This window comes from Mycobacterium scrofulaceum, from assembly GCF_002086735.1.
In the GTDB taxonomy this organism is placed as follows: Bacteria; Actinomycetota; Actinomycetes; order Mycobacteriales; family Mycobacteriaceae; genus Mycobacterium; species Mycobacterium scrofulaceum.
In genome coordinates, this window is sequence record NZ_MVIJ01000010.1 from 14,868 (window position 1) to 36,496 (window position 21,629).

Genomic DNA, 21,629 nt, shown 5'->3' on the forward strand with positions numbered 1-21,629 from the left:
CTCAGTCGCGGGCCTCGACCACCCAGTAGCCATGCTCGGCGTAGCGCGCCCGGATGGCCTTCTTGTCGTACTTGCCCACACTGGTGCGCGGAATCTCCTCGACGAACGCCCACCGCTCGGGCAGCCACCAGCGAACCACCTTCTCCGCGAGGAACTTTCGCAGATCCTCGGCGCTGACCGTGGTGCCTTCCTTGGCGACCACGACGGCCAGCGGCCGTTCCTGCCACCGCTCGTCGGGCACGCCGACGACCGCCGCCTCGACGACGTGGGGGTGCCCGATCAAGTCGTTCTCCAGCTCGACCGAGGAGATCCACTCCCCACCGGACTTGATGACGTCCTTGGCCCGGTCGGTCAGGGTGACGAAGCCCCGCTCGTCGAGCCGCCCCACGTCGCCGGTGCGCAACCAGCCGGAGTCGAACTTCTCGTCGTCGGCCGTCAGGTAGTACGAGCCCGCGATCCACGGGCCGCGGACTTCCACCTCCCCCACGGCCTCCCCGTCGTTCGGCAGCACCCGGCCGTCGTCGTCGACGATGCGCATCTGGACACCGCAGACCGGTTGCCCCTGGGTGGCGCGGAACGCCCAGTGCTGGTCCTCGGGCGTACCAGGCGGCGGCCACGCCATGGTCGCCATCGGGGAGGTCTCCGTCATGCCCCACAGCTGCCGGATCTGCACGCCGTGCTTTTCCTCGAAGGTGCGCATCAGCGACACCGGGACGGCCGAGCCGCCGCAGACCACCAGCCGCAGCGACGACATGTCGTGGCCGGGTTCTTCCTCCAGGCGATGCAGCACGTCGTTCCAGATCGTCGGGACCGCGCCCGCCACGGTCGGCCGGAGGTCCTCGACCATGCGGATCAGTGACCGCGCGTCGAGGTGGCAGTCGGGCAGCACCAGGTCGGCGCCGGCCATCAGGGCGGCGTACGGCAGGCCCCACGCGTTGGCGTGGAACATCGGCACGATCGGCAGCACGCTGTCGACGGCAGCCACGCCGATGCCGTTGGCCGTGCAGGCCGCCATGGTGTGCAGGTAGCTCGAGCGGTGGCTGTAGACCACGCCTTTCGGGTTGCCGGTGGTGCCGCTCGTGTAGCACATCGCGGCCGCGGACCTCTCGTCGATCTCGGGCCAGTCGAACTCGGTCGATTCGCCGGCGAGGACGTCGGCGTACCGCAGGACGGTCTTGCCCGCCCCTTCGAACGGGGCCTGGTCACCCTCGCCGACCACGATCACCGTGTGCACAGTCTTCAGCTCGCCCAGCACCGGGGCGAGCAGCTTGGCGAGCGACGCGTCGACCAGCACCACCTGGTCCTCGGCCTCGTTGGCGACGTAGGAGATCTGTTCGGCGAACAGGCGGATGTTCAGGGTGTGCAGCACGGCGCCCATCGACGGCACCGCCAGGTAGGTCGCCAGGTGCTCGGCGTTGTTCCACATGAACGTGGCCACCCGCTGATCCCCGTCGACGCCGAGGCGGCGCAACCCGTTCGCCAGCCGGGCGGCGTCCTGCCCGAGTTCGCGGTAGCTGAGCCGCCGGTAGCCGTCGCCGGTGGCGGTGGTGACCGTGCGCGCACCGTGCACGCCGCAGCCGTGCCGCATGATCGCGGTGATCGTCAACGGAACGTCCTGCATCGTGCTGTCCATTGAGGTACCGCCTTTGGATCTCGGCGCAGCGCCGCCTGATGTCAACCGGCCGCCTCCACCCTAAGCCGGGTCCGGCGGCGGCGTCGGCAATCACCCTAGGCGAGTACGGGTTCCCGCTGAGCCAGCGCGGGCAGCCGGGTGGTCGACGCCTCGGCGGATCCCCCGGACGCGGCTATCGGCGCCGCGGTGATCGTGCCGGAGTAGCCGGCGATGTAGAGATACCTGCCGTCCGGACTTTCGACCACGCAGGACGGCTGCTTGGCCACCGTGATGTCGCCGACGACGTCGTGGCTGCGCGTGCAAACCACCGCGACGCGGTCGTCGCTGACCAGGTAGGCGCGGCGGCCGTCCCGGCTGAGCGTCAGGCGGGTGAGCGGGCCGGCGACCTCGCTGAGCTTGCGCGTGCCGGTGATCTTGCGGGTCCGGGTGTCGACGACGTCGAGCACCGCCCCCACGACCGGCCCGCAGCTGGCGACGTAGGCCGTGCCGCCGTCGTCACTCAGCGCGACGTCGCGGATGGGCAAACCGAGCTCGTAGGCGCCGACGATGCGCGAGCGCCCGGGGTCGACTTCGACCAGCTGGCCGCCGGACGGCCCGTTGATGGCGGCGTACAGGTGGCGGCCGTCGGGGCTGACGCACAGGCAGTCGGCGGTGGTCCCCGGCTCGCTGGCGAGCTCGATCACCGCCACGTCGTCCGTGGTGACGTCCAGGACCGTGACGTCGGCGCCCTGGGCGCCGTTGCGGCTGGCGTAGACGAGCCTCCCGTCGCCGCTGACGGCCAGATCGCTCACGTTGTGCGCCAGCGGGTGCGTGGCGACGTGCGCGCCGGTCGCCAGGTCGACGACGTCGACGGAGTCGTACGACATCGTCGCGGTGCTGACGAAGGCGAGCGGGGCGTCCCCGCCGCTCAGGGCGACCGCGAACGGCTCGGCCAGGCCGGTAACGGTCCGCACCACCCGACGGGCATCGGTGTCGATGACCGAGACCGCGTCGCGGCCGTGGTTGGCGACGACGAGTCGACTTCCGTCGGGGCTGACGCCGATGTCGCTGATCGGGCCGTTCCCTACCGGAATCCGGACCACCGAGGTCTCATCGAGCCGGAACGCCGGCTCGTCCCGGTGGTCCTCGAAGGCTTTGCGGTCATTGACACCGCTCACACTGCACCGCCTTTGCTGTGTTGTCGGCGCGGGGGGACGTCGCCGGGACTCGCACGACGATCCGGCCCCCGGATCCAGGAGGATCTCAGCACCGAAAGGCGCTGACGCGACTGGTTTTTGCGATTCTAGCCGCCGAAATCCGCGTCAAAGCGGTTCGAAATCCCCCGACGTTAGCTACGTCACTCCCCGCACTCAGGTTCTGCTCAGGCTTCCAATTACGCTGTATCGCAGTCGCTTACCCGTAGCGAAAGTGATGCAAACGCGCACCCGGCGGATTTCGCTCCCATCGCTAACGTCCCCGGTCAGGGCCGTGTCGTCGTGCCGCATAGGAAAATCTCAGGCTTCGGCGCGAAGAGTGAAAGATCACACTCCGATCCGCTAGCTGAACTGGGTTTGCGGCCGGGGCAAGGCGGTGCCGTCGACGACGATGTCCAGCTTCTCGTTGTAAAACGCCACCAGCCCGGCGATCTGCCCGACGGCGGGCAACGGGTAATGGTACGTCCAGGCCAGGTCTGGATGCAGCCCGCTGGGGGTCCGCACCGACCAGTATCCCGACGTCACCCCCTTGTACGGGCACAGCGTCTGCGTCGGGCTGGGTTCCAGATGCTCGAAAGCGACGTCGGTGGGGTCGATGTAATACCTTGTCGGCAAACCGGTTTCAAACAGCAGGACAGGAGACGCGGTGTCCGCCAACGTAACCCCGTCAAGCTCGACGCGGATATGCCGGTGTGAGCGTAGCGCGTCAACCCGCGAATACGGGCTGCGCGGATGGCCGTAGATCGGCTCGTCCTCCTCGAACCACCGCAACGCATTCCATTCGAATCGCACCGTCCCGGCCACCGGGCCGTCACCGTCGGCGTCGAACACCCGCGCGGCCGACGGGTGGGTCTCGCCGGCCGCCTGAAGTGAGTGCAGCCGCGACGGCCCGAACTGCACCTGCTGCGGATGGTCTTCGTCGCGCAGAAACTCCGCGCGGACATCGGCGAGCGGGATGTAGTACTGCGGGTAGTACGGGACCTCCCACACATAGCGGGCGGCGGTGGTGTCGAAGACCAGCGCATCGCCCAGATAGCCGCGTACCCGGCGCGGCGCGGGCTCGACTCTGCCGCGGGCGGCGGCCATTTGGGGGTAGTCGCGGCCGGCGGTCACTTCTGGTCCCTGGAGGCCAGGCCGGCCGGCGCGTGGGCGATCGCCTTCCGGATGGCGTCGGCCAGCGCCAGGGCGCTCTCCTCGGTGAGCTCGAGCGCCACCCGCGCCGACGGCCCGAGCTCCGGGTTGATCACGTCGATGTTGACGGTGTGGCCGTAGGGCGCGTGGACCGGGTGATCGACGTACACCGTCGCGCGGCTGGCGCCGAACCACCCCGTGGCGCCCTTGCCGCTGCCGTCGATCCCGACGTGTTCGGTGAGGTAAGTGCACATGGCGGGCGGTACCTAACCTTTCAGGTGGGCGGCGAAGAAGTCGTCGATGCGCCGCCAGCCGTCCACCGCCGCCTCCGGCCGGTAAGCGGGCCGGTCGACGGAGAAGAACGAGTGACCCGCGCCCTCGTAGGAGTGGAACTCGTGCGGCTTGTCCAGCCTGTTCAGCTCCTCGTCCAGTGCGGCCACCGCGGCCGGTGCGGGGAATCGGTCGTCGAGCCCGAACAAACCGAGCAGCGGGCAACTCAGGCCCGGCGCCAGCTGCAGGATCGGCTTCATCGCCTTGGGCATGCCCTCCGGCGGGTCTTCGACGATGAAAGCGCCGTAGCAGTCCACCGCGGCGTCGAACGGCAGCGAACACGCCGCCAGGTAAGCGTGCCGCCCACCCGAACAGTGCCCGATCACGCCGACCTTTCCGTTGGCACCCGGCAGGGACCGCAGGTGCTCGACCGCGCCCGCGACATCGCCGACCAACCGTTCGTCGGGCACCCCGCCCGCGGCCCGCGCCGCCGCCGCGGCGTCGTCCGGCGACGCACCGGGGGCCTCGCGGGAATAGAGGTTCGGGGCCACGGCGTGGTAGCCGCCTACGGCGAGCCGCCGAACGAACTCCTTCGTTTCGCGGTCATAGCCGGGCATGTGATGGATCCACACGATCCCGCCGCGCGATCCCTGGGCGAGCGGCGAGGCGCGGTACGCCTCGATCTGGTCGCCGCCGTGGCCGGTGATGGTGATGGTTTCCGCGCGGATGGCGTCGGGGCTGAGCGCGTTCATCGCAAATCCTCTTGGGGCTCAGTGGATGGCCGCAACGGGACGCGGAGCGCATGCGACCGGTCCGGGACCGCCCCGCCGGGAACCAACGTATCGGACCAGCCGCGCGCGTTCAGCGCCGCTTGTCGCGCACCTTGTAAGTCGACGGCCACGACTTGCGGGACTCATCCCCGGTCAGCGGCGTGCCCATGCCCCCGACCTTCACGTTGTAGGCCTCCTTGCCGGGGCCGACCTCCCGGTTCGCGTGTTCCTGGGCGAGGAAGTACAGCTCGTCGATGGTGGCCTCGTCGTAAGCGACGAACGAGGTCTCCCGTTCCATGTCGTCGATGCCGACGAGCATCCGCTCGGTCACCAACCGCGACGCCAGCGCCGCGAGGCCGAACAGCGTGAACGGGATGAGCCAGTAACACAGGTAGGACAGCGCGGTCGTGTTGTCGAGAAATGTGGCGTCGCTGCGCACGATCGGCGGAATCGCCGACGACACCGTCATGGCGGCCGCCGCCGCCACCCAGATCCAGCTCAGCACGCCCACCATCCGGCCGAACAGCTCGGTCTTGACGACGTCGGGGGGCTGTTCCGCGGCGGCGAACGCGCGCACGAACGGCTTGCCGGTCAGCGCGCCGGCCAGCGCAACCGCAAGGAACCCGGCGGCGCTCAGCGGCAGCATCCACCGCTGGGCGAACGATCCCCCGAGCGCGAACGTCAGCACCGCGAGCACCACAAAGACTGCGGCCGAACCGATTTCGAGCGTTCGCTGCGGCTTGGCGGTGACGCTCGCGATCGCCGACGCCGCGACCGCCAACGCCAGCCCGACCAGCACGGCGGCGGCGACCGGGACGTTGCCGACGAGCACCCAGAAAGCGATCCATGGCGCGAGACCAAACAGCATGCCCACGGTGGGTCAGTGTATGAGTGGCGGTTCGGCGCGCCGTCGGCGGCAGGCCCAACATTTGGTCCGCGGGTGGCCAAGCGCTTTGCCTGCGGTGCGGCGGCGAGCCGCGCAGAGGGCTTATGGCCCTTGGCGGCGGCGCCCGCGTGGGTCAGTCTGGTAGCCATACGTTTGCAGACGGTGGCGGGATCTCCGAGCTGTCAGCCAGGGCAAGGCTGGGTCGAGCTATGGCGCGCACGGCAAAACCGGCTGAGGGCGTGGTGGCGATCGGTGCATCCGCCGGGGGCATCGAGGCGTTGAGCGAGCTGGCCGCGGCGATGCCGCCGGACTTCCCGTACGCGGTGATGATCGTCATCCACATGAGCCGCGGAGCGCCTTCTCTGCTGGCGCAGATCATCGATCGAAGCGGCCCGTTGCCGGCGGTCGCAGCGATCGACGGCGCCGTCCTGGAGGCGGGCCGCATCTACGCCGCCGTGCCCGATCACCATCTGCTCGCCCGCGACCATCGGGTGGCGCTGTCGGACGGGCCGTGGGAAAGCGGCCGCCGACCGGGAATCGACGCCCTGTTCCGGTCCGTCGCGCTGGACTACGGCCCCCGCGCGATCGGTGTCTTGATGTCGGGGCTGCTCGACGACGGCGTGGCCGGACTGCGCGCCATCAAGGCCAAGGGAGGAGTCACGGTGGTGCAAGAACCGACGGACGCGCTGTTTCCCGATCTGCCGAAAAACGCCCTGAAAGCCGACGTCGCCGATCACACGGCGACGGCGAAGGAGATCGGCGACCTGCTCGCACAGCTGGCCGATCGCAACATCGAAGAACAGCCGGCGGACCCCGACGGGCGGCTCGAGCTGGAGAATCGGATCGCGCTGGACAGTCAGTTCGCCGCGTCGGTGGGCGTGGAGGATTTGGGGCCGCCGACCGGGTACACCTGCCCCAGCTGCAACGGCACGCTGATGTCCGTGGGCCACAACGCCTATCGCTGCCAGGTCGGTCATGCATGGACGGCCCAGTCGCTGCTGGTCGCCTACGGCGACGAGCTGGAGGAGGCGATCTGGGCGGCGATCCGCAACCTGAAGGACACCGCCCGACTGTCTAGTACGCTCGCCGAAAACGCCGAGAGCGCGGCGGATCTGGAAGGCTATACCGTCGCCGCGAACCGGGCGGCGCACGCGATCTCCGCGTTGCGCCAGGGCCTGCTGACGGCCAAGGCCGACAACAGCGACGGCGCCGAAGGGCCGTGAGGGCTAGCAGGACGGGTTCAGTGCCATCGCCAGAAAGTCGAGGCGCCACAGCGACTCGAACAGCTTGCGCCCGAATTCCCCTACCAGGTCACGGTGTTGTGGGTCGACGGACCCGCGCTGTGCCACCAGCTCGATGATGTCGCCGATCGTGCGTCGCGCGTCGACGTGCTGAACGAAGGGCAGCTGCGCCGGGTTGAGCTTCAATTTGGTTCCGGGCAAGTGGATTTCGTCCCCGGACAGCAGGCAGGCCGTCCGCAGTAACGGGACGTAGTCGAGCGCAGCGGCCGTCGAGAAGTCGATCGCGTAGTGCGCCTTCGGACGTTCCGGGCGGCAGGCGATGAAGAAGTGGGTGGCGTTCACCGGCTGCAGGCGCTCCATCACCGACCAGAGTCGGGCTTCGGGCAGTCGGTTCAGCAGCGCCTGGAAGTGGCTCGCCGGCGCGACGAAGTCGTGCGGGTAGTACGGCGTTTTGTGGAACCAGCCCTGGAACGCCAGTCCGGCGGATCCGACCAGGTCCAGGCATTCCTCGACGGTGTAGCTGCACTGGCGGCTGTGCAGGAAGGTGTCGACCAGGGCGCCGTCGGACAGCAGGTCGTGCGCGCTCTTCAGGTAGGGCCGGACGGGGTGATCGGCCGGCAACACCGCAATCGCCTCCTTCACCAGTTGGACGGACGCGTCGTCTTGCACCAGTCCCAGGTCGCGGAACGCGGACTCGAGCATGTCGACCCCGATTCGGCCGTACTTCGCGTAGAGCATGACGCCCAGCGCCCCGTCCGAGCGCAGGCACTCGCCAAGGGCTTTGAGCCCGGCGAGCGGATCCGCCAGGTGGTGCAGCACGCCGGTGGACACGATCAGGTCGAAGTCGCGGCCAAGCGCCGATACCTCTTCGATGGGCAGCAGATGCAGTTCCAGGTTGTCGAGGCCATGCTTGCCCTTCAGATACCGCTCGTGGTTGAGCGCCGAGCGGCTGACGTCGATCGCGACCACGCTGGCGGCGCGGTTCATGAAAGCGAAGAGCGCCGCCTGGAAGGTGCCACAACCCGCGATGAGAATGTCGAGGTCGGGCTTGTACCCGCGGTCCGGCCACAAGACCCGGTGCGCCCAGAAGGGATCGAACCAGTCCCAGTGATTCTTGCTCCATGCCGCGAGATCGGTGACCGGGGGCGGATACTCCCACCGGTCGTATTGCCGGGAGACGTCGTCGCCCCGCGGATCGTCGGTCACTTCGGCGCGGCTCCTTCGCGGTGGCGGTCGCGACCAACTTACTGTGCGTGGCGCGGTTCGGCTCGCCGACCTGCGCCTCGCCGGCTCGTCCGGTTCACATCAGCGGGGGCCCGGGGATCAGCCAGATCAACGACCGATCGATCTGCCCCCGGTACTGCGGGCAGTAGGCGGCGACGGACAGCCCGACGAAGTAGCTGGCTTCTTTCATCGAGAGATCGGTGTCGCGCTTCACCTTCATCGCCAACACGCTCGCATTCGCCTTGTTGTCGAATCCCGTGCACACCCGGTGGCCCATCGCGATCGCGGTCCCGCTGTCGCGGACCTCGATACCGTAGTTCGCCAGGGAGGCGATGAACGCGTCATCGGCCGGATCTGCCGATGCCGTCGCCGACGAAAACGACACGGCGGCCAGCAGCACGACCGCGCACGCGACCGGCCACTTTCCGGGACGGACGTTCATACCGGCCGCGGTGTCCTTTCCGTGCGGACAGAGCGCGCCTGCACTCCGTCGGATCGATCAATTCGGGGTAGACAGGGGCACTTTCGAGGAGCTCACGGGTTGCGTGGTCTGGCCGTCGGTCTGCGGCGCGCCGACCTCGTGCAGCGCCGCCGGCTGCGAGCGCCAACCGGCGTACCCGAGGGCCGCGCTGATCGCGGTGTAGACGACGGCCTCTGTCCACATGAATCCGACGCCCCACCTCCTGCCGAGGAAGATGGGTTCGTCGATGATGCCGGCGGAGGCCGCGATGGCGTAGCCCGCGTGCGCGTAGGCGATTCCGGCGAACGCTCCGCAGAAGAACTTGCTCACTTCGCGACTCATTTCCTTCTCCTCTCGAATCCCCGGCCGGCCGGGTGATCTCACTGTCGGCCCTGCCTCCCAGCGGTGGTAGGGGCCAAGGTCCTCCCGGACCGGACCCTTGGTCGTCTTTCGCCGAAGGAACGGCCGGGGCGTGAACCTACGCGGACCCGTTGAGGATGCGGTCGCGGATGGCGGTGGCGGTCGTGAGATGCCCTTCGGCGGAATTCATGAATTCGCCCGCGTGCCGGGCCTCATTCGCGTCGGTGTCCTCGATCGCGGCGACGCAGAAGTGCGACGCGGCGTCGAAGTCGTCGAGGCTGGCCTGCAGCGCGACGGTGAGCTCTTTGTCAGGGGAGGGCATGTGGCCCTGCAGGGAGCTTGCCGCCTCGTGCCCGTCGTGGCAGGCGGCCCTCAGAGCCGCGTAGTCGTGGCTGTTGATCGCGAAGGTGGCCTTGCCCATGGCGATACCCAGGTCCTGCATGGGGCCCTTGGTCAGTTCGACCCATCCCCGCACGGCCTGACCGTCGCGGGTTGTCGTGGTGGTGCCGCCACCGCTGGTGTCTGTGTGGGACGAACAGCCGGCGACGACCAGCGCCGCCGCAATGCCCACCATGGCTTGCTTGATCACACGGGTGATCCTTCGCCCCGACGACGCCCGCCAGACAGGGCACAAAGGCTCTACCTCGGACGAAAGACGGCCCGGATGCGATCCGGTGCGGCCGCCTGAACCGGCCCGGCGGGGGTTACGGGGGCGACGCCGTGAGCCGGCCGACCGCGGGTGCCCCCAGTCGGACTCGAACCGACACTGGGCGGATTTTAAGTCCGCTGCCTCTGCCAATTGGGCTATGGGGGCCCGGCGGCGAATTTAGCGCGCCGGCGCCGATTCCGAAGCATCGCATGCCGCCCGAATGGGCTTAACGCCCCACATGCGTTGCGGGGTGTCGTCGGCTAAAATCCGCGGCCGCCCTGCTTAACCACGGCTTTCCTCCAGATGACAGATGACACCGCTATGTCGTGCGGCAGGACCGTGTTAAAACTGTCGGCTTCATCGTTAAGAAGCCGTAAACGGCTGTCACGCTGGCGCTTTCGATCGGGAACGTGGAGTCGTGGGTCGTTAGTGTTACGCCAACGCACAGGGGCCGTTACGCGAACACTCAGGTCGATCCACCGCATGGGGGTCGGCTAGTTCCGAACACTAGGAGCAACAGATGTCATTTTTGACGACACAGACCGAAGAGATGCTGGCTGCGGAGCAGCTGCTGTCGGGGATCAACACCAACTTGGCGGCGCAGAACGCGGGCGCGGCGTCGGCGACGACGGTGATCGCTCCCGCGGCGGCCGACCCGGTGTCGGCCCAGCAGGCGGCCATCTTCTCGACGTACGGCACCCAGTACCAGGCGATCGCCACGGAGGCGCAGGCGCTGCTGGAGAATTACGCGCAAACCCTGGGCATCAGCTCCGGCAGCTACGGCGACACCGAGGCCATCAACGCGGCCCAGGCCACGCTTTCCAATGCCGCGTCGCCTCTCGCCGCCGCGGCCGCCACCCCGTCGAACACGCCGCTCGACTACCTGGCCTGGCTGCTCGGCAGCACCGGCAACAACACCAACCCGGCCATGCTCGGCGGGATCTTCGGTCTGTCCAGCAACGGTGCGAACATCGGCAACATCGGCTTCGGCAACTGGGCCTCCGCCGCATCGGACCTGTTGGGCCTGGCCGGTGGTGGCCTGCTCGACACCTCGGCCGCCGACGCCGCCGGCGCGGCCGCCGACGCGGCGGGCCTGGCCGACGTCACGACGCCGATGGCCGGCGGGGGCATGGCCGGGATGGGCGCCATGCCGTTGGCCTCGATGGGCTCGGCGACCATGGTCAGCAACCTCTCGGTGCCGCCCAGCTGGGCCGGCTCGGCCACCCCGGTCGTCGGCACCAGCGCGGCGCCACTCGAGACGGTGGGCTGGACGGCCGCCGCACCGCAGGCCGGCGCGGGGACCGTCATCCCGGGGATGCCGGGGATGGGCGCGGCCGCGCGCAACAGCGCGGGCTTCGGTGCACCGCGCTACGGCGTCAAGCCGATCGTCATGCCCAAGCCGGCGACCGTCTAGTTCCTCGGCCACTTAGACAGCAGATTCGAAAAGACAGAAGGAGCGGGAAACACAAATGGTTCTTGACTTTGCAGCAATTCCCCCGGAGATCACCTCCTCGCTCATGTACGCCGGCGCCGGCGCCGCGCCGTTGATGGCCGCCGCGACGGCGTACGCCAACCTCGCCGCCGAGGTGAGCGCTACGGCGACCCAGTGGGAGTCGATCGTGTCGCTGCTGACCACCGAGAACTGGACCGGGGGCGGGTCGGCTGCGGCCGCCGCCGCGGCTCAGCCGATCATCGCCTACCTGACCGAGACGGCGACGACGCTCGAGCAGGCGGGCGCGCAGGCCACCGCCTCGGCCGCCGCGTACGAAGCGGCGTTCGCGGCGACGGTGCCCCCGCCGGTGATCGCGGCGAACCGGACGTTGTTGGCGACGCTCGTCGCGACCAACTTCCTGGGCGTCAATTCGGCCGCGATCGCCGCGGCAGAAGCCGACTACGCCGCGATGTGGGCCCAGGACGCCGCCATGATGGCCGCGTACCAGGCCGCGTCGGCGGTGGCCGGGGTGCTCACACCCGTGACGCCGCTGGCCTCGACCACCAACCCGGGATTGGCCGCGACCGCCGACAGCGCCGCGCTGGCCGCCGACTCGTCGGGCGGCACGGTCCAGGCGTTGGCGGCCCCGGTCTCCAACGCGGCTCTGGCCGCCCCCACCCTGCCCTTCCAGACCACGGGGATTTTGGGCTCGATCGACAACTTCCTCGGCACGCCCGCGGTGCTCAACGGCATCAACGGCGGCGTGAACACCGCGGCCTGGTTCGTGATGAACACCATCCCGACCGCGGTCTCGCTGGGCCACACGCTCGGCACGGTGCCGGCGATCCCGTTCGCCCTCACCGACTCCGTCACGCCGCTCGCCGGTGGGATGGTGCAGGGCACCATGGTGGGTTCGGTGTCGGGCGCGGGTGCGTCGGCCGCCCTGGGCGAGGCCTCCGCCGTCGGCGGGCTGTCGGTGCCGGCCGGCTGGAATGCGGCCGCCCCGGCGTCGCTGGCCTCCTCCACCGCTCCCCTCGAGGGCTCGGGGTGGACGGCCGCGGCCGAGGCCGAGCCTGTCGCGGCGATGCCCGGCATGCCCGGCATGGCGGCGGCGGCCAAGGGCGCCGGTGCCTACGGTTCCGGGCCGCGGTACGGCTTCAAGCCGATCGTCATGCCCAAGCAGGTCGTTGTCTGATGTCGCGATTACCGCTACGGGAAATTAGGGGGTACATGTCACCCGTTTGAGGCGATCAGTTAACCGGCAGGCCGTAATCTGTCCATAACGCGGCCACCACCGCATCAATTACAACTGTTAAGACTTCGACACTGAAGGCTTGAGGGATAAGGAGAAAGCACATGGCAACACGTTTCATGACCGACCCGCACGAAATGCGGGCGATGGCGGGCCGCTTCGAGGTGCACGCCCAGACCGTCGAGGACGAGGCCCGCAAGATGTGGGCGTCGTCGATGAACATCGCCGGCTCGGGCTGGAGCGGCCAGGCGCAGGCCACGTCGTACGACACCATGGGTCAGGTCAACCAGGCCTTCCGCAACATCGTCAACATGCTCCACGGAGTGCGCGACGGGCTGATCCGCGACGCCAACAACTACGAGCAGCAAGAGCAGGCCTCGCAGCAGATCCTCGGCAGCTAGCGCTAAAAACCGCGGCTGCGTACCATTCCAGACATTAGGAGAACACCGTTATGACAATCAATTACCAGTTCGGCGACGTCGACGCCCACGGTGCCTTGATCCGGGCCCAGGCCGCGTCTCTGGAGGCTGAGCACCAGGCCATCGTTCGCGATGTGCTGGCCGCGGGTGACTTCTGGGGCGGTGCCGGTTCGGTGGCCTGCCAGGAGTTCATCACCCAGTTGGGTCGCAACTTCCAGGTGATCTACGAGCAGGCCAACGCCCACGGGCAGAAGGTGCAGAGCGCCGGCAGCAACATGGCCAGCACCGACAGCGCCGTCGGGTCCAGCTGGGCCTGACACCCCATCTCCACTCGAGGGGCCCGCACACCACGGTGTGCGGGCCCTTTTGGGTTCGGAGCGGCCGCGGGTTTAGCCGGCCACCGGCGAACGCGGAATGAGCGAGGGCCGGAACCCGACCCGGTGCACCGCGCCGTCGGACTCCCGCCCGACCATGCCGCCCAGCGGCAGCTTGGAAATCCCCGGTGCCGACGACGGTGTGGGCGCCGCGGCCCACCCGCCCGGCACTGCGTGGGCGTCGAGGACGGCGGGCAGCGGCGTCACCGACGATGCCGCATTCGCCCAGCCCGGCGGCACCGACAGCGTCCCCAGCGCGGAAGCTTGGCCGATGCCGGCCGACGCCCCGGTACCCAGGCCCCCCGCCGGCGCGAGATCGCCCAGTCCACCGATCGGCCCGAGGCCCCCGCCGACCGGAAGCCCGGCCGCACCCTCGGCCCCGATGATCGAGCCCGCACCTTCGAAGTCGATCGACAGACCGTAGAGGTCCATCCCGATTCCGCCACCATCGGCGCCCAGGCCCGCACCGTCGGCGCCCAGGCCGGCAAAGTCGGAGCCCACACCGAGCGCGTTGGTGACTCCCGTCTCCGCGCCGAGGCCACTGCCCAGCCCGGTGGTCAGTCCCGTGGCTGCTCCCACGCCGGTGCTCGCGCCCTTCGCCGCGCCTTTGGACGTACCGGTCAGGCTGGACAGCGCGCCGAGCGGGGAGGACGCCCCCGAGCTACCCAGCGACGCCCCGGTACCCATCGCGGCCTGCGACAGGCCCGTGCCGGAGGTCGATCCGGGCGTCGACAAGCTGTGCAGGGCTTGTGATACCGACATCGCGTGCCCCGACGCCGTCTGGGCGGTGCCGGCCACCCGGGTGGCGGTGGCGTGAGTCACTGCGCCGGCTTGCCCGGCGACGCCGGCCGGGTTGGTCGTTTGCGGCGGCGGGGCGAAGGCGCTGAACGCCGACGCGGAGGCCGAGCTGGCGGCGTAGGTGTACATCGCGGTGGCGTCCTGCGCCCACATCTCGCCGTACTGGGCCTCGGTGGCCATGATCGCCGGCGTGTTCTGTCCCAGGAAGTTGGTGGCGACCAGCGCCATGAGCTGAGCGCGGTTCGCCGCGATGAGCGGCGGCGGCACCGTCATCGCGTACGCGGCTTCGTAGGCCGCCGCGGCCGCGGTGGCCTGCATCGCCGACTGCTCGCACAACTCGGCGGTGGCCCGCAGCCAGACCACGTACGGCGCCGCCGCGGCGGCCATCGACATCGACGTCGGACCGGACCATTCCTCCGTCAGGGTGGTAATCACCGATTCGTACCCGCCGGCGGCCGAGTTGAGCTCGAGGGCCAGCGACTCCCAGGCCGCCGAGGCGGCCAACAGCGTCGCGGGCCCGGGCCCCATATACATGCGACCCGAGTTGACCTCCGGAGGCAGCGCGCCAAAGTCCATAACTTTCCTTCTGCTAGTTGAGCCTGTCAAGCCCGGCCCGAGGCGCCGACAGCGGTGGTGGAGGTCGCTGCGGCGGATGGTGATGGCGCGCACTCTTCGGCGAAAACCATTTCAAACGACCAACTTTGGTAACGTCACGTAGCGTTGATTGATGGAAGTCGGGACGCCGTCGTCCCACCTTCATCGAGCGTAGGCACCGGGCCCTGAGAGCCCTCCGTGACAGTTAACGGTCCTGCAAACCAGCAGATCCGTTCTGCTGCTGTTAAATCCGGGAAAACTGCCTGGCATTGCGCCCCAGGCCACATCAAAGGACCGTGCGTCGCAGCGCTTTTGGCAAATCTGCTTGTCTAGATCTGTCGACGCGACACATATAAAACTCATATTTGAATGCCCTTTGACGCGGTTCGCCTCCCCCGCCACATTTGAGATCTCTATGAACTTCGTGACAGTCAGGTGTGTCGCTTGCCAGAATGTAGGAAATGACCGCAATGTCGGGTTACGCGGGCGGCCAGCGCCCCCGCCAGGCCATCCTCGGGCAGCTGCCCAGGATCTACCGCGCCGATGGATCACCGATCAGGGTGCTGTTGGTCGATGACGAGCCGGCGCTGACCAACCTGGTGAAGATGGCGCTGCACTACGAGGGCTGGGTCGTCGACATCGCCCACAACGGGCGCGAGGCCATGGCCAAGTTCGACAAGGTCAGCCCGGACGTCCTCGTGCTCGACATCATGCTTCCCGACGTGGACGGGTTGCGAATCCTGGAGCGCGTGCGCCAATCCGATGCCTATACGCCGACCCTGTTTCTGACCGCACGGGATTCGGTCATGGACCGGGTCACCGGCCTGACCGCCGGCGCCGACGATTACATGACCAAGCCGTTCAGCCTCGAGGAGCTCGTCGCCCGGCTGCGTGGGTTGTTGCGCCGCTCGGGCCAACAGCCGCCGCCCGCCGACGAAACCCTCAACGTCGGCGATCTGCGCTTGGACACCGCCAGCCGCGAGGTCACCCGCGACGGCACGCCGATATCGCTTTCCTCGACCGAGTTCGAGCTGTTGCGCTTCCTCATGCGCAATCCCCGCCGCGCGCTGAGCCGCAGCGAAATCCTCGACCGGGTCTGGAACTACGACTTTGCCGGGCGCACCAGCATCGTGGACCTCTACATCTCCTATCTGAGGAAGAAGATCGACTCGGGGCGGGAACCGATGATTCACACCGTGCGCGGTGTGGGATACATGCTGCGGCCCGCGGAATGACCCGGGACCGGGACGCCCTGTCCGGGGATCTCCCGCGGTGGCTACCCCGTTCGCTGCGCCGCCAACTGTTGTTGGGCGTACTGGCCGTGGTCAGCGTGGTGTTGATGACCGTCGGGTTCGTCTCCGTGCTCAGCCTGCGCGGCTACGTCACCGCGATGAGCGACGCCGACGTCGCCGAGTCCTTGGAGGCGTTGGGCCATTCGTACATGAAATACCGCACCGCTGAACCCAATCCGGCCGATGGCGCCAAGCCGCTGGGCCAGGCGATGCTGCAGTTCACCGATCAAACGCCGGGGAACCTCATCGTGGTTTTGCGCGACGGCGCCGTCATCGGGTCGGCGGTCTTCTCCGAAGCCGAAGCGCGACCGGCGCCCGCCGACGTGGTCCACACCATCGAAGCGCAGCCATGGATCGACGGCAGGCCGCGAACGGAGAATCTGGGCAGCCTCGGGTTCTACCGGATCAAGAGCCACGTCGACGGATCCGATGTGCTGATCGCCGGGGTGTCGCTCAACCTCGCCGACCGAATCATTGCCCGCAAGCAGGTCACCACGACCCTGCTCATTGCGGCGGCCCTGGTGGTCACCGCCGGACTCACCGTGTGGGTGGTCGGCTATACCCTTCGGCCGTTGCGCCGGCTGGCCGGTGTTGCGGCGGAGGTCGCCGCGATGCCGCTCACCGACGACGACCACCGGATCAGCGTCCGGGTGCGGCCGCGGGACACCAACCAGCAGAACGAGGTCGGCATCGTCGGCCACACCCTGAACCGGTTGCTGGACAACGTCGATAGCGCCCTGGCGCAACGCGCCGAATCCGACCTGCGGATGCGGCAGTTCATCACCGACGCCAGCCACGAGCTGCGGACCCCGTTGGCGGCGATTCAGGGCTACGCCGAACTCACCCGCCAGGACAGTTCCGAGTTGCCGCCGACGACCGAATACGCGCTGGCCCGCATCGAATCCGAGGCGCGACGCATGGCGCTGCTGGTCGACGAGCTGCTGCTGCTGTCCCGGCTGGGCGAAGGGCAGGATTTGCAGAGCGAAGACGTCGACCTGGCCGAGCTCGTCGTCAACGCCGTGAACGACGCGGCGGTCGCGGCGCCGACGCACCATTGGGTGAAGGAACTGCCCGAGGAGCCGGTGTGGGTCCGCGGTGACCAGGACCGACTGCACCAACTGGTCAGCAATCTGCTCAACAACGCCTGGGTGCACAACCCGCCCGGGGTCACCGTCACCACGGGACTCACCTGCCACCGCGACGGTCCCGACGCGCCCTGGGTGGAACTGACGGTCGCCGACGACGGCCCGGGCATCGACCCAGCACTTCTCCCCCGCTTGTTCGAGCGGTTCGCCCGCGCGGACAACTCCCGCCTCAACGGCACGGGCACCGGGCTGGGCCTGGCGATCGTCAATTCGATCGTCAAGGCCCACCACGGCTCCGTCACCGCCGAATCCACCGATGAGAGAACGGTTTTCCGCGTGCGGATGCCGATGATCGACGGGCCGGGCGCCGAGGCCGGACAACCCCGCGCGGCGGGCGTTAAGAAACCGTAAATGCGCCACGCGGCCGCGTTAGGAAAGTGTCAACCAAAGGCCCTAGCACCGGCACGCCAGCTAATTTCAAGCTGACCTTGCCTCCGGGACAGCGCTGCCGCTGGCTCGACGGGGCCTTTTCGTATGCACGTGATCGGCGCGAACGGAGACAAGATGGGCTCGAGATGGGCATAGTGGCGTTCGTCGTGCTCACGGTGGCGGTGTTCGCCGTCCTGGGCATGGTGCAGAAGTTGGTCGAGCGGTTGTGAGCTACGAAAACATCGTCGGTTTGGTGCTTTCCGTCCTGCTCGCGCTGTTTCTCGGCTGCGCCCTGCTGTTCCCGGAGCGGTTCTAGTGAGCACAGCAACGGCGGGGGTGTTGTTTCTCGCGGTTCTCGTCGTCGCGCTCGTGGCGGTGCATGTGCCCCTGGGCGACTACATGTATCGGGTGTACGCGTCCGACACGGACACGTATGCCGAGCGCGCGATCTATCGGCTGATCGGTGTCGATTCCCGCTCCGAACAGACGTGGGGGGCCTACGCCCGCAGCGTCCTGGCGTTCTCGTCGGTCAGCATCCTCTTCCTGTTCTTCTTCCAACTCCTGCAGGGCAGGCTGCCGCTGCACCTGCACGACCCCGCCACGACGATGACGCCCGGGCTGGCGTGGAACACCGCGGTCAGCTTCGTCACCAACACCAACTGGCAGGCCTATTCCGGTGAATCCACACAGGGCCACCTCGTGCAGATGGCCGGGCTCGCGGTGCAGAACTTCGTCTCCGCCGCCGTCGGCATGGCGGTGGCGATCGCGCTGGTGCGCGGGTTCGCCCGCACGCGCACGGGCGAGCTGGGGAACTTCTGGGTCGACCTGGTGCGGGGCACGCTGCGGATCCTGCTGCCCATCGCGATCCTGGGCGCGCTGCTGCTGGTTGCGGGCGGGGCGATTCAAAACTTCCACCTGAACGACCAGCTCGTCACCGGCCTGAACGGGACGCAGCAGACGATCACCGGCGGCCCGGTGGCCAGCCAGGAAGCCATCAAGGAGCTGGGCACCAACGGCGGCGGGTTCTACAACGCGAACTCCGCGCACCCGTTCGAGAACCCGACCAGGTGGACCAACTGGCTGGAGATCTTCCTGTTGCTGGTAATCAGTTTCTCGCTGCCACGCACGTTCGGGCGCATGGTGGGCAGCAAGAAGCAGGGCTATGCGATCGCATCGGTGATGGCATCGCTGTACGCGGTCAGCGTGACGTTCATGTTGTGGTTCCAATTGCAGCACCACGGCACGGTGCCGACCGCGGTCGGCTCGGCGATGGAAGGCGTGGAACAGCGGTTCGGCGTCGCCAACTCCGCGGTGTTCGCCGACTCGACGACGCTCACCTCCACCGGAGCCGTCGACTCCTTCCACGACTCCTACACCAGCCTCGGCGGGATGATGACCTTGTTCAACATGCAGCTCGGCGAGGTCGCGCCCGGCGGCACCGGGTCGGGCCTGTACGGCATGCTGATCCTGGCGGTGATCACCGTGTTCGTCGCCGGGCTGATGGTCGGCCGCACCCCGGAGTACCTGGGCAAGAAGATCAATCCCCGCGAAATCAAGCTCGCCGCAAGCTATTTCCTGGTCACGCCGCTGATCGTGCTGACCGGGACGGCCATCGCGATGGCGCTGCCGGGCGAACGCGCCGGCATGCTGAACACCGGTCCGCACGGCCTGTCGGAGGTCCTGTACGCGTTCACCTCCGCGGCCAACAACAACGGGTCGGCCTTCGCCGGAATCAGCGTCAACACCAACTGGTACAACACCGCGCTCGGCCTGGCCATGGTCTTCGGCCGGTTCCTGCCGATCGTGCTCGTGCTCGCCCTGGCCGGCTCGCTGGCCAAGCAGGGCGTCACCCCGGATTCGGCGGGCACCCTGCCCACCCACCGTCCGCAGTTCGTGGGGATGGTCGCCGGGGTGACCTTGATCCTGGTCGCCCTCACCTTCCTGCCCATGCTGGCGCTCGGACCACTCGCCGAAGGAATCCACTGATGACCGCGCCCACCGTCGACCCGGCCGAGCAGTCGCAGCCCGTCACCCACGCGAACAGCAAGCGGGTGCAAGGCGGTTTGCTTGACCCGAAGATGCTGTGGAAGGCGACGCCGGACGCGCTCCGCAAGCTCGACCCGCGCACGCTGTGGCGCAATCCGGTGATGTTCATCGTCGAAATCGGTGCCACCTGGAGCACCGCGCTGGCGGTCATCAACCCGACCTGGTTCGCCTGGTTGATCGTCACCTGGCTATGGCTCACGGTGCTTTTCGCCAACCTCGCCGAGGCGGTGGCGGAAGGCCGCGGCAAGGCTCAGGCCGAAACCCTGCGCCGCGCCAAGACCCAGACGCTGGCCCGGCGGCTCAAGGACTGGGTGCCGGGCGCGCCCGCCGTCGAGGAGGAGGTCGCGGCGCCGCTCCTGCAGCAGGGTGACGTCGTGGTGGTGGAGGCCGGTCAGGTGATACCCGGGGACGGCGACGTCGTCGAAGGCATTGCGTCGGTGGACGAGTCGGCCATCACCGGCGAATCCGCGCCGGTGATTCGCGAGTCCGGAGGTGACCGTTCGGCGGTCACCGGCGGCACCACCGTGCTGAGCGACCGGATCGTCGTGCGGATCACGCAGAAGCCCGGCGAGAGCTTCATCGACCGGATGATCGCGCTCGTCGAGGGCGCCAACCGGCAGAAGACCCCCAACGAGATCGCGCTCAACATCCTGCTGGCCGCCTTGACGATCATCTTCGTCTTCGCCGTCGCCACCCTGCAGCCGCTGGCGATCTACTCCAAGATGAACAATCCCGGTGTGCCGGACACCCAGGCGCTCGACACAAACGGGGTCACCGGCATCGTGATGGTGTCACTGCTGGTCTGCCTGATCCCGACGACCATCGGCGCGCTGCTGTCCGCGATCGGCATCGCCGGCATGGACCGGCTGGTGCAACGCAACGTGCTCGCCATGTCGGGGCGCGCGGTCGAGGCCGCCGGCGACGTCAACACGCTGCTGCTCGACAAGACGGGGACCATCACCCTGGGCAACCGGCAGGCCGCGGCCTTCGTCCCACTCGACGGCGTCACCAACGAGCAACTTGCCGACGCCGCGCAGTTGTCCAGCCTCGCCGACGAAACACCGGAGGGACGCTCCATCGTCGTCTACGCCAAACAACACTTCGGGCTGCGCGCACGCACCCCGGGCGAACTCACCCACGCCCATTGGGTTGAGTTCTCCGCCGCGACGCGGATGTCGGGAGTCGACCTCGACGGGCACCAGCTGCGCAAGGGGGCCGCCAGCTCCGTCGCGGAATGGGTGCGCGGCCAAGGCGGTAAGGTTCCGCAACAGCTCGGCGAGCTCGTCGACGGCGTCTCCGCCGGCGGCGGCACCCCGCTTGTCGTCGGGGAAACCCGCGACGGCGAAGCGGCGGTGTTGGGAGTCATCCACCTCAAGGACGTCGTCAAGCAGGGCATGCGTGATCGGTTCGACGAGATGCGCAGGATGGGCATCCGGACGGTGATGATCACCGGCGACAACCCGTTGACCGCCAAGGCGATTGCCGATGAGGCCGGCGTCGACGACTTCCTCGCCGAGGCCACACCCGAGGACAAACTGGAGCTGATCAAGCGGGAGCAAGAGGGCGGCAAGCTGGTCGCGATGACGGGCGACGGCACCAACGACGCCCCCGCCCTGGCTCAGGCCGACGTGGGCGTGGCGATGAACACCGGCACGTCGGCCGCCAAAGAGGCGGGCAACATGGTGGACCTCGACTCCGACCCCACCAAGCTCATCGAGATCGTCGAGATCGGCAAGCAACTGCTGATCACCCGCGGCGCGTTGACCACCTTCTCGATCGCCAACGACATCGCGAAGTATTTCGCGATCATCCCGGCCATGTTCGTCGCGCTGTTCCCCGGGCTGGACATGATCAACATCATGCGGCTGCACAGCCCGGAGTCGGCGATCCTGTCGGCGGTGATCTTCAACGCGATCATCATCGTGGCGCTGATCCCGTTGTCGCTGCGCGGCGTGCGCTACACGCCGAGCAGCGCGTCAAAGCTGTTGAGCCGCAACCTGTATATCTACGGCCTCGGCGGCATCATCGCCCCGTTCGTCGGCATCAAGCTGATCGACCTGATCGTCCAATTCGTCCCGGGGATGTCCTGAC

At 68.2% G+C, this 21,629-nt stretch carries 22 protein-coding genes and 1 tRNA gene; 11 read left to right on the forward strand and 12 right to left on the reverse strand.

The window, feature by feature from the left end; translation table 11 throughout:
- Position 1 precedes the first annotated feature (1 nt).
- The 6 genes from BST44_RS08830 to BST44_RS08855 form a co-directional block, all read right to left on the reverse strand.
- Positions 2-1,633: a long-chain fatty acid--CoA ligase gene (locus BST44_RS08830; RefSeq protein ID WP_083176684.1), complete on the reverse strand. Its 1,632-nt coding sequence runs from the start codon at positions 1,631-1,633 to the stop codon at positions 2-4.
- Between the two features lie 95 nt (positions 1,634-1,728).
- Positions 1,729-2,790, reverse strand: a complete 1,062-nt coding sequence (locus BST44_RS08835; protein ID WP_083176685.1) for a beta-propeller fold lactonase family protein — start codon at positions 2,788-2,790, stop codon at positions 1,729-1,731.
- A gap of 378 nt (positions 2,791-3,168) precedes the next feature.
- Positions 3,169-3,912: a DUF427 domain-containing protein gene (locus tag BST44_RS08840; protein ID WP_083176850.1), complete on the reverse strand. Its 744-nt coding sequence runs from the start codon at positions 3,910-3,912 to the stop codon at positions 3,169-3,171.
- Between the two features lie 23 nt (positions 3,913-3,935).
- On the reverse strand, positions 3,936-4,211 hold the full coding sequence (locus tag BST44_RS08845) for a DUF6295 family protein (RefSeq protein ID WP_083176687.1): 276 nt from the start codon (positions 4,209-4,211) through the stop codon (positions 3,936-3,938).
- Between the two features lie 12 nt (positions 4,212-4,223).
- Positions 4,224-4,979, reverse strand: coding sequence for a dienelactone hydrolase family protein (locus BST44_RS08850; RefSeq protein ID WP_083176688.1), 756 nt, complete (start codon positions 4,977-4,979; stop codon positions 4,224-4,226).
- 109 nt (positions 4,980-5,088) lie between these two features.
- Positions 5,089-5,871 (reverse strand): hypothetical protein, encoded by a 783-nt coding sequence (locus BST44_RS08855; protein ID WP_083176690.1) that lies wholly within the window; start codon positions 5,869-5,871, stop codon positions 5,089-5,091.
- 221 nt (positions 5,872-6,092) lie between these two features.
- Here BST44_RS08855 and BST44_RS08860 point away from each other — a divergent pair, with 221 nt between their 5' ends.
- The gene (locus BST44_RS08860) at positions 6,093-7,106 is read left to right on the forward strand and encodes a chemotaxis protein CheB (RefSeq protein WP_083176692.1); all 1,014 of its coding nucleotides are present in this window, start codon (positions 6,093-6,095) and stop codon (positions 7,104-7,106) included.
- 3 nt (positions 7,107-7,109) lie between these two features.
- On the opposite strand, the gene BST44_RS08865 is transcribed toward BST44_RS08860, so the two are convergent.
- The 5 genes from BST44_RS08865 to BST44_RS08885 form a co-directional block, all read right to left on the reverse strand.
- Complete coding sequence (locus tag BST44_RS08865) at positions 7,110-8,330, reverse strand: class I SAM-dependent methyltransferase (protein ID WP_083176694.1); 1,221 nt, start codon at positions 8,328-8,330, stop codon at positions 7,110-7,112.
- Between the two features lie 94 nt (positions 8,331-8,424).
- Entirely contained in the window at positions 8,425-8,790 is a 366-nt protein-coding gene (locus BST44_RS08870; protein ID WP_083176695.1) for a DUF732 domain-containing protein, read from the reverse strand.
- Between the two features lie 57 nt (positions 8,791-8,847).
- Positions 8,848-9,150 (reverse strand): hypothetical protein, encoded by a 303-nt coding sequence (locus BST44_RS08875; RefSeq protein ID WP_244184760.1) that lies wholly within the window; start codon positions 9,148-9,150, stop codon positions 8,848-8,850.
- 136 nt (positions 9,151-9,286) lie between these two features.
- Entirely contained in the window at positions 9,287-9,757 is a 471-nt protein-coding gene (locus tag BST44_RS08880; RefSeq protein ID WP_083176698.1) for a hypothetical protein, read from the reverse strand.
- A 151-nt stretch (positions 9,758-9,908) separates the two neighbouring features.
- Positions 9,909-9,982: transfer RNA gene (locus BST44_RS08885), tRNA-Leu, on the reverse strand.
- Between the two features lie 355 nt (positions 9,983-10,337).
- On the opposite strand from BST44_RS08885, the gene BST44_RS08890 reads away from it, so the two are divergent.
- From BST44_RS08890 to BST44_RS08905, 4 genes are all read left to right on the forward strand, one after another.
- On the forward strand, positions 10,338-11,231 hold the full coding sequence (locus BST44_RS08890; RefSeq protein ID WP_083176700.1) for a PPE family protein, SVP subgroup: 894 nt from the start codon (positions 10,338-10,340) through the stop codon (positions 11,229-11,231).
- Between the two features lie 55 nt (positions 11,232-11,286).
- Positions 11,287-12,444: a PPE family protein, SVP subgroup gene (locus BST44_RS08895; RefSeq protein WP_083176702.1), complete on the forward strand. Its 1,158-nt coding sequence runs from the start codon at positions 11,287-11,289 to the stop codon at positions 12,442-12,444.
- Positions 12,445-12,605: 161 nt separating this feature from the next.
- Positions 12,606-12,902 carry a WXG100 family type VII secretion target gene (locus tag BST44_RS08900; RefSeq protein WP_007771418.1) on the forward strand — a complete coding sequence of 99 codons (297 nt, stop codon included), beginning with the start codon at positions 12,606-12,608 and terminating at the stop codon, positions 12,900-12,902.
- 50 nt (positions 12,903-12,952) lie between these two features.
- Positions 12,953-13,237: a WXG100 family type VII secretion target gene (locus tag BST44_RS08905; protein WP_046182844.1), complete on the forward strand. Its 285-nt coding sequence runs from the start codon at positions 12,953-12,955 to the stop codon at positions 13,235-13,237.
- Between the two features lie 72 nt (positions 13,238-13,309).
- Here the strand turns inward: BST44_RS08905 and BST44_RS08910 are convergent, their stop codons facing one another.
- A complete protein-coding gene (locus tag BST44_RS08910; protein WP_083176703.1) occupies positions 13,310-14,668 on the reverse strand; it encodes a PPE family protein in 1,359 nt (452 codons plus the stop codon).
- A 479-nt stretch (positions 14,669-15,147) separates the two neighbouring features.
- On the opposite strand from BST44_RS08910, the gene BST44_RS08915 reads away from it, so the two are divergent.
- The 6 genes from BST44_RS08915 (at position 15,148) to kdpB (ending at position 21,628) form a co-directional block, all read left to right on the forward strand.
- A complete protein-coding gene (locus BST44_RS08915) occupies positions 15,148-15,921 on the forward strand; it encodes a response regulator transcription factor (RefSeq protein ID WP_083176705.1) in 774 nt (257 codons plus the stop codon).
- Entirely contained in the window at positions 15,918-17,474 is a 1,557-nt protein-coding gene (locus BST44_RS08920) for a sensor histidine kinase (protein WP_083176706.1), read from the forward strand. Before BST44_RS08915 ends, BST44_RS08920 begins: the two co-directional genes overlap by 4 nt.
- 77 nt (positions 17,475-17,551) lie before the next feature.
- Positions 17,552-17,722, forward strand: a complete 171-nt coding sequence (locus BST44_RS30640; RefSeq protein WP_208619756.1) for a hypothetical protein — start codon at positions 17,552-17,554, stop codon at positions 17,720-17,722.
- The gene (kdpF, locus tag BST44_RS29485; RefSeq protein WP_050790038.1) at positions 17,719-17,808 is read left to right on the forward strand and encodes a K(+)-transporting ATPase subunit F; all 90 of its coding nucleotides are present in this window, start codon (positions 17,719-17,721) and stop codon (positions 17,806-17,808) included. The genes BST44_RS30640 and kdpF overlap by 4 nt, the downstream gene beginning before the upstream one ends.
- A complete protein-coding gene (gene kdpA, locus BST44_RS08930) occupies positions 17,808-19,478 on the forward strand; it encodes a potassium-transporting ATPase subunit KdpA (RefSeq protein WP_083176708.1) in 1,671 nt (556 codons plus the stop codon). Before kdpF ends, kdpA begins: the two co-directional genes overlap by 1 nt.
- Positions 19,478-21,628: a potassium-transporting ATPase subunit KdpB gene (gene kdpB / locus BST44_RS08935; protein ID WP_083176709.1), complete on the forward strand. Its 2,151-nt coding sequence runs from the start codon at positions 19,478-19,480 to the stop codon at positions 21,626-21,628. Before kdpA ends, kdpB begins: the two co-directional genes overlap by 1 nt.
- The last annotated feature ends 1 nt before the right edge of the window (position 21,629 follow it).